Source organism: Rhodococcus chondri (genome assembly GCF_036327435.1).
GTDB lineage: Bacteria > Actinomycetota > Actinomycetes > Mycobacteriales > Mycobacteriaceae > Rhodococcus > Rhodococcus chondri.
Genome location: NZ_JAUZMZ010000051.1, coordinates 24,024 through 30,391, shown reverse-complemented (window position 1 = coordinate 30,391; position 6,368 = coordinate 24,024). Strand labels below are relative to the sequence as shown.

The window sequence follows — 6,368 nt, the reverse complement described above, 5'->3', positions numbered from 1 at the left end:
CTCGCGTACCGACAAGTGCGCCAACGCCGCCAGCAACGACACCGAGGAGGTGGCACCGGCCTTGACTGCCTGACTCACCGACGAGGAATCACGCAACGGTCCGTACACCACGTCCAGGGACTTGACCACCGCCCGAAGCCGCATCTACTGGCATGCCGATTTCGACTGGACCGGGCTACGTACCACCGGCCGGGCACTCACCGACTTCGGAGCGGTGCCGTGGTCGATGGACGCGCGTACCTATCGCCGCGCCCTGGCTCGCGGCGAGTCCGAACCACTCAAAGCCGGCGACAGGCGGTCCGATTCTCCGTGGGATCCCGATCTGGCTCACGCGTTGGGCGAAACAGGACGCGCAGTCATGGAGGAACGATTGATCTCCGAACTCTTGGACACTCTGCGGCGGTGACCGCCGCAGAGGAGGCTCCGTAGGACGACGACACAGATTTGTTCGAACGTCATTGTTCGAACGTCGTCGTGTCCCCACCTGTAGAGGGCGGTCGTACCGACAGGACGACCTTCCGCATGGTTGCCGCCTCTCGTCGGAGTATCTACAGGACGGCCCGGTGATGCGCGCGAAATCATCGGTGGGCCGGTCGGGCACTCTCCTGCCGCTCGGTGTCGACGGTCGAGGGTGCGGCGGCGACGCCCCGACGTCGACGCACATTGTTCGCGCACACCCGGATTGCGAGCGCGGGGTGGGCCAGATGCCGGGGCGGATCGATCAGGCTGCTGATCCGAAGGAACCGATCGGCGACCACGGCGTCGGTTTCGGCGGCAGCCAGCACCCGGTCCACGTAAGCATTGGCCAGGCGCACCTGCAGCGATCGCGGCCCCTCCACCTCCGGCAGTGCCAGGTCAGCACCCACTGCCAGTTGCCACGCTGCACCGACGGGCTTCGCCGACGCGCGAAAGAAGCTCCGCGGCAATTCGGATAGCTCGTGCTGCAAGCACTGTCGCAGCACGTCCGCTTCCAGTGCGGCGACCGTCATTCCTTGCCCGTAGACCGGATTGAAGCTGCAGATTGCATCGCCGAAGACCAATAATCCGTCCGGGAATCGGCGCATCCGCTCGTAATGACGCCATTGGCTGGACGGAAACCGGTGCTGTGCGGTCCCTCCTAGGAGCGTGGGTCTGAATTAGCGATTCGGGCTCGGCACCGCCAGATTGGTTCGGCTGTTTGAGGTCGATCCGACAACCGGGTGTTCGGCCTTCGGAATGGTCGGGTGTGACACCTGGCCGGGGCGGCGGAACCGGGGGTTCAGCTCCCCACCAACGCTCCCAGTCCACTGACTCCGACGACGCCGTGGAGTTTGCGCAGGTTGTGGCAGGCGGCAAGCAACATCCATTCACCGCGGGCGCCGTCGAGTCCGCGTAGCAGTAACTGTTTCGCGTTCTGCAGGGTGCTCATCTGCCCGAACACCGGCTCGACGATCGCCTTGCGGCGGGCGTACACCGCACGCCCCTTCTTGGTGGTCAGTGAGCGGGCCATCCGCTGCTTCGCCGTCGCACCACCGGGGATCCTGCCGCGTGGTGCGACCGGGGCCGGGTCGTCGCGGCGACGTCGACCGGCCGCAACGAAGAACTCGGTGCCGTGCTCGGTGGTGCGCTCGGCGGCCCGGTCGAGGTTGTCGGCCGAGCAGTAGCCGGCATCGGCGAGGACCTGGCCGGGGTGCTGCCCGGTGTTGGCGGTGGTTTGTTCGGTCATCGAGATCAGGTTCCCGACGTCGGAGGCGTTGGTGTTCATGTCGGTCGCGACGATCACCTGATGGTCCTCGTCGACCATCGCCTGCGCGTTGTAGCACTGATGAAAGGCGCCGTCGCCGGTGAGCATGATCTTCGAGTCCGGGTCGGTGAAGTTCCGTTGCGCCTTCGGTTTCGGTGCCGCCGCATCCGCTGCCGCAGCCCCCTTGCCGGCGGTCGTGTCATCATCGTCGCCACGCTCGCGGGATTTCTCCTCTGCCCGTTGACGTGCCGCCTGCTCGGCTTCGGCCTCCAACGCCGCCTTCGCCTCGCGGATCTTCGCCAGCCGGGTTTCGCGGCGCCGCAGCTCCTCGGGTAGCTCGTCGCCACGCCGGTCCTTGCCGAACTGCGTGTCCTCGGCCTTGTCGATCCGTTCGGCCTCGGCCAGCAGGGCGGACACCTCGTCGGCGAGGACCTTCTCCTTCTCGGTCATCCGGGCGTAGCTCATCGCCTTGCGTTTGGAGGCGTTGGCCCGCACCTTCGTCCCGTCGAGAGCGACCCGGCCGAGGCTGACCATGCCCGCGGCCTGGCACAACGCCAACGCCTGCACGAATAGGTGCCCGAGCGCGGACAGGTGCCGTTTCCGGAACCGGGCGATCGCCCGGTAGTCCGGGACCGCCCCGGCAGCGAGCCACCGAAACGGCACATCGTCGACGAGTTTACGTTCGATCGCCCGGGACGAGCGGACCCCGGTGGTGTAGCCGTAGAGCAGGATCCGCACCATCAGCCGTGGGTCGTAGGGCGGGGCGCCGCGGCTCTCGGTGTAGTCGGCACGGATTCGTGACAGGTCCAAGTGCTCGTCGACCAGTTCGGCGATGAACCGGGCCAGGTGCTCGGTGGGTAGCCAGTCGTCGAGCGAGGGCGGCAACAACAGTCCCTGTTCCGGGTCGAACATCCGGAAGGTCTTGTCCACCGGAGCTTCCGATGTCGCGGAATGGGGTTCGACCCTCTCCGAGGGGTCTACCTCGAACAAGCCGTCGGTACCGAGATCGTCACGCACACCCCATGATCTCCCACACGCGGTAACACACCGGGCACCCTGCCCGGCGTGTTACCGACCCATGCTCCTAGCGGCTCGGCGGACCGGATCGCCGCCACAACGTGAGCGGGCGTGAATGGCTCGACGAAGGCGATCATCCCGGCCAAGTCGCGCGGAGGGTCGTAACCGGCCATTCCGGCCGTCGTGAACAACCACGTGTCGTTCTCATAGCCGAAGAGCGCCATCCCGGTGGAGCGGCCCGGCTGGGCACCGACCATTACAAGCTTCTCTGACAGCGTGCCGTGCGCGATATGCATCAACTGGCTGCGGTACGTGACATGTACAAAAACGTGTTCTTCGACCGGTCGTCCGTAGCCGAGCTTTTCGAGCAACGCCGGTGTGCGCCCGCCGCGCCCCATGGCGTCGACCACGAGGTCCGCGGCCAGGGTCTGTACACCGCTGCGACTACCCACTCGCACGCCGGTGATCCGGCGACGATCGGTTGTCGCCGTGAGGTCGCCGACGTTGTGACCATCGCAGATCGTGATGTTCGGAATCGCACGCAACCGTTGTCGGATAGTGCTTTCGAGCAACGGCCGGCTCGGTGCATACGTGGCTCTGCGGTCCCCGAAGCGACCTGACCGAACCATCGGGTGCCCACCGAGGACGAAGTAGAAAGCGGTGAGATCGCCGTCGGCGACCACCGGCGCGCCCTCTGCCACCAGGTCGTCGAGCAATCCCGGGAAGAGCTCGTCCATCATCTGCGCACCACGCGCGAGCAGGGCATGACCGTGCCGGCCCTGTGGCACCCCACGCCGGTGCTCGGTACCCATGGGCAGTACATCCCGTTCGACCAGCGTCACGGTGCGGTAGAAGTCGGCGAGCACGCGAGCGGCGAGGAGCCCGCCGATGCTCGCACCCAGCACGATCGCATGATCACCGATCTTGTCCATCGCGTCGACCTCCGCCGTATCACCGGATGCTTGTGCCTGTCATGGCTGTCCACAAAGTGTGTTTCGGCGATCGACAGCGGGCACGAGTAGTCCACTACCCGATTCGTTCCGGGCCGTCGGCCGCTTCCTACTGTCGGGCTTCAGGTTCGATCGACGCGCGCGTCGTACGCCTCCCGATTGGCGAGCACCTCGTCCATGTGGGCTTCGGCCCAGCGCTTGACGCTACGCATCAGCTCGTGGAGCGACAGACCGAGGTCGGTGAGCTCGTAGGTGACCGTGACCGGCACGGTGGGTGTCACGGTGCGGGTCACCAGGCCGTCCCGCTCCAGAGAGCGCAGCGTCTGGGTGAGCATCTTCTGGCTGACCCCGGCCAGCCGCCGGGACAGTTCCGAGTACCGCATCGATCGAGGTGTGCCGTTGCCGCCCAGGGCCGCCAGGATCAGCGCCACCCACTTGTCGGAAATCCGATCGAGCAACCGGCGGCTGGGACAACCCGCCAGGAACGCGTCGTATTCGATCTTCGCCTGGGCCCGTCGCTGGGCCGCCGTCATCGTCGGCATGGGCGCGCTCCTACCTGCTACGGGGTAACCAACGTACTCCGAAGTGCGTACTTCCTATCAGAGAGTAACCCCATCAAGGTGAAGGGGATAGTGGATCAAGCACAAGCGCGAGGAGTGAAACCATGAGCACCACCTTCCGAGCAGCCGTCGTCCGCTCCCCCGGCGGACCCGATGCGATCGAGATCGTCGACGTCCCCCTCGCGGAACCGGGCCCCGGACAGGTCCGCGTCGAAATTGCCGCCGCCCCGGTCAATCCCGTCGATCTGGGGGTTGCCGGCGGCCTGTTCCATGCAATGGGGCTGGTTCATCAGCCGACGTGGACCGGACTGGGTTGGGACTTCGCCGGAACGATCGACGCCGTCGGCCGCGGTGTGGCCCTCCCCGTCGGTACTCCGGTCGCCGGTTTGATCGACGGCTTCGATCGCGACTTCGGCACCTACGCCGAACAAACCGTCGTATCGGTAGCCGACGTCGCCGTCGTGCCGCGTGGGCTGGACCTGATCGCGGCATCCACCATCCCCCTCAACGGACTGGCGGCAGCCCAGATCGTCGATCTCCTCGGCGACGCGCCCCGCGACGCCGACCGCCTCCTGGTCACCGGCGCGGCCGGTGCCGTCGGAGGATATGTCGCCGTGCTCGCCCAAGAGCACGGCTGGCAGGTGACCGGTCTGGCCAGAGCGGACGACGAGATGTTCGTCCGCGGTCTCGGTGCCGACTTCACGACCCACGCCGACCCGGGTTGGGACGCGGTCGCCGATGCCGCGGTGCTCCAGGAGCAGGGTCTCGCCCTGGTGCGCGACGGCGGTATCTTCGTCGGCGTCCGGCCGAACGCCGAACCGCCGGCGGAGCGCGGCATCACCGTCGCGGCAGTGGTAGCGCACCCCGACGGCCCGCGGTTGCGCGACCTTCTCACCCGCGCCGCGTCCGGCGGGCTACCGACCCGGGTGCATGCGACCGTGCCGCTGGAGAAGGCTGCCGACGCGCACCGGTCGGTGGCGCTGGGCGGCGTGCGGGGGCGCTACGTGCTCACGCCGTAGGAAATCGGGTTGTCCTCGCGGGATCGCACTGCTTCGATCGGTGCCATGACCGAGCGCACGCGACTGACCCGCAAACCCGAACGGGGCACCGACGATCCGGCAGTCCTGCACCGCCTCCTCGACGAGGCGCGGGTGGCCCATGTCGCGTTCGTGCGTCGCGGCTGTCCGGTGGTGCTGCCCATGGCCTTCGGCCGGGACGGCAATCGGCTGTTCCTGCACGGTTCGACCGGCGCCGGCGCCTTCCTCGCGTCTGGTCAGGGGCTCGAGGTGTCGGTCGCGGTGACCCTCCTCGACGGACTCGTGTTCGCCCGGTCGGCATTCGACAGCAGCATGAATTACCGCAGTGCGGTGCTCTTCGGTCGTGCTGTGCCCGTAGCTGCGGAGGACAAGGAGCACGCGCTGCGGGCGGTGACCGAACACCTCATGCCCGGCCGGTGGGACGAGGTCCGCCCGCTCACCGGCAAGGAGCTCGCGGCGACGGCGGTGCTCGAGCTTCCGTTGGACGAGGTGAGTGTCAAGGTGCGCGCGGCAGGTCCGGGCGAGGATCGCGGCGACGGCGAGGACCGTTCGGTGTGGGCCGGGGTCGTCCCCCTGCACACGGTCGCAGGGATTCCGGAGCGGTCACCGCTCACAGATCCCACACTTCCGTTACCGAGGTCCGTCACCTCGCTACTCTGACGGCCGGCCACACCGGGTGTCGCCCTCCGATTGCTGCGCAGTGACAGGAGGGTGCCCCGAGGCCGGTGGGGGAGACGAATGGAGTCGAGGCGAGTGCCATCGAGCACGGTGAACACCGCATGCAAGCGGTGGGCGAGCTGGTGCCAACTATTCCGAACACAGCACGCTGACCCGAAGCTGCCGTCGAGGGTTCGGACAGTCACCGCCGAAAGTCCGCCGCGAACTGCAGCGCCGTGCCGCGGACGACTCGGTCATCTACCTCGGTAGGGGCACCGCACGCCGAAAGCTGCGGGGCCGTCCACCACCTATGCGCGGGCGATCCCTAATGTATTGGCGCCGTTGGCCAAACGCCGGCTCCTTCCACGTCCCCTGCGCCGGTTCCGACCTTGCGGCTCGCGGCCGGCGAGCCGCATGCCGTCAT

At 67.4% G+C, this 6,368-nt stretch carries 7 protein-coding genes; 3 read left to right on the top strand and 4 right to left on the bottom strand.

Going from position 1 to position 6,368, the window contains the following annotated elements; all coding sequences use genetic code 11:
• The first annotated feature begins 121 nt into the window (after positions 1 to 121).
• Positions 122 to 406, top strand: a complete 285-nt coding sequence (locus Q8814_RS11225) for a DUF2399 domain-containing protein (RefSeq protein ID WP_330152093.1) — start codon at positions 122 to 124, stop codon at positions 404 to 406.
• Positions 407 to 578: 172 nt separating this feature from the next.
• Here Q8814_RS11225 and Q8814_RS11220 read toward each other — a convergent pair whose 3' ends face one another.
• From Q8814_RS11220 to Q8814_RS11205, 4 genes are all read right to left on the bottom strand, one after another.
• Positions 579 to 989 (bottom strand): hypothetical protein, encoded by a 411-nt coding sequence (locus Q8814_RS11220; protein ID WP_408015881.1) that lies wholly within the window; start codon positions 987 to 989, stop codon positions 579 to 581.
• A 269-nt stretch (positions 990 to 1,258) separates the two neighbouring features.
• A complete protein-coding gene (locus Q8814_RS11215; RefSeq protein ID WP_456239109.1) occupies positions 1,259 to 2,653 on the bottom strand; it encodes an IS1182 family transposase in 1,395 nt (464 codons plus the stop codon).
• A gap of 47 nt (positions 2,654 to 2,700) precedes the next feature.
• Positions 2,701 to 3,672 carry an FAD-dependent oxidoreductase gene (locus Q8814_RS11210; RefSeq protein WP_330152092.1) on the bottom strand — a complete coding sequence of 324 codons (972 nt, stop codon included), beginning with the start codon at positions 3,670 to 3,672 and terminating at the stop codon, positions 2,701 to 2,703.
• Between the two features lie 140 nt (positions 3,673 to 3,812).
• Positions 3,813 to 4,232, bottom strand: coding sequence for a winged helix-turn-helix transcriptional regulator (locus Q8814_RS11205; protein ID WP_330152091.1), 420 nt, complete (start codon positions 4,230 to 4,232; stop codon positions 3,813 to 3,815).
• Between the two features lie 122 nt (positions 4,233 to 4,354).
• Here Q8814_RS11205 and Q8814_RS11200 point away from each other — a divergent pair, with 122 nt between their 5' ends.
• Entirely contained in the window at positions 4,355 to 5,269 is a 915-nt protein-coding gene (locus Q8814_RS11200; RefSeq protein WP_330152090.1) for an NADP-dependent oxidoreductase, read from the top strand.
• 45 nt (positions 5,270 to 5,314) lie between these two features.
• Complete coding sequence (locus Q8814_RS11195) at positions 5,315 to 5,947, top strand: pyridoxamine 5'-phosphate oxidase family protein (RefSeq protein ID WP_330152089.1); 633 nt, start codon at positions 5,315 to 5,317, stop codon at positions 5,945 to 5,947.
• The last annotated feature ends 421 nt before the right edge of the window (positions 5,948 to 6,368 follow it).

Excerpts from the sequence above, each read along its gene's own strand:
- Q8814_RS11210 (WP_330152092.1), bottom strand. The coding sequence starts at position 3,672 with ATGGACAAGATCGGTGATCATGCGATCGTGCTGGGTGCGAGCATCGGC.
- Q8814_RS11205 (WP_330152091.1), bottom strand. The coding sequence starts at position 4,232 with ATGCCGACGATGACGGCGGCCCAGCGACGGGCCCAGGCGAAGATCGAA.
- Q8814_RS11200 (WP_330152090.1), top strand. The coding sequence starts at position 4,355 with ATGAGCACCACCTTCCGAGCAGCCGTCGTCCGCTCCCCCGGCGGACCC.
- Q8814_RS11195 (WP_330152089.1), top strand. The coding sequence starts at position 5,315 with ATGACCGAGCGCACGCGACTGACCCGCAAACCCGAACGGGGCACCGAC.
- Q8814_RS11220 (WP_408015881.1), bottom strand. The coding sequence starts at position 989 with ATGACGGTCGCCGCACTGGAAGCGGACGTGCTGCGACAGTGCTTGCAG.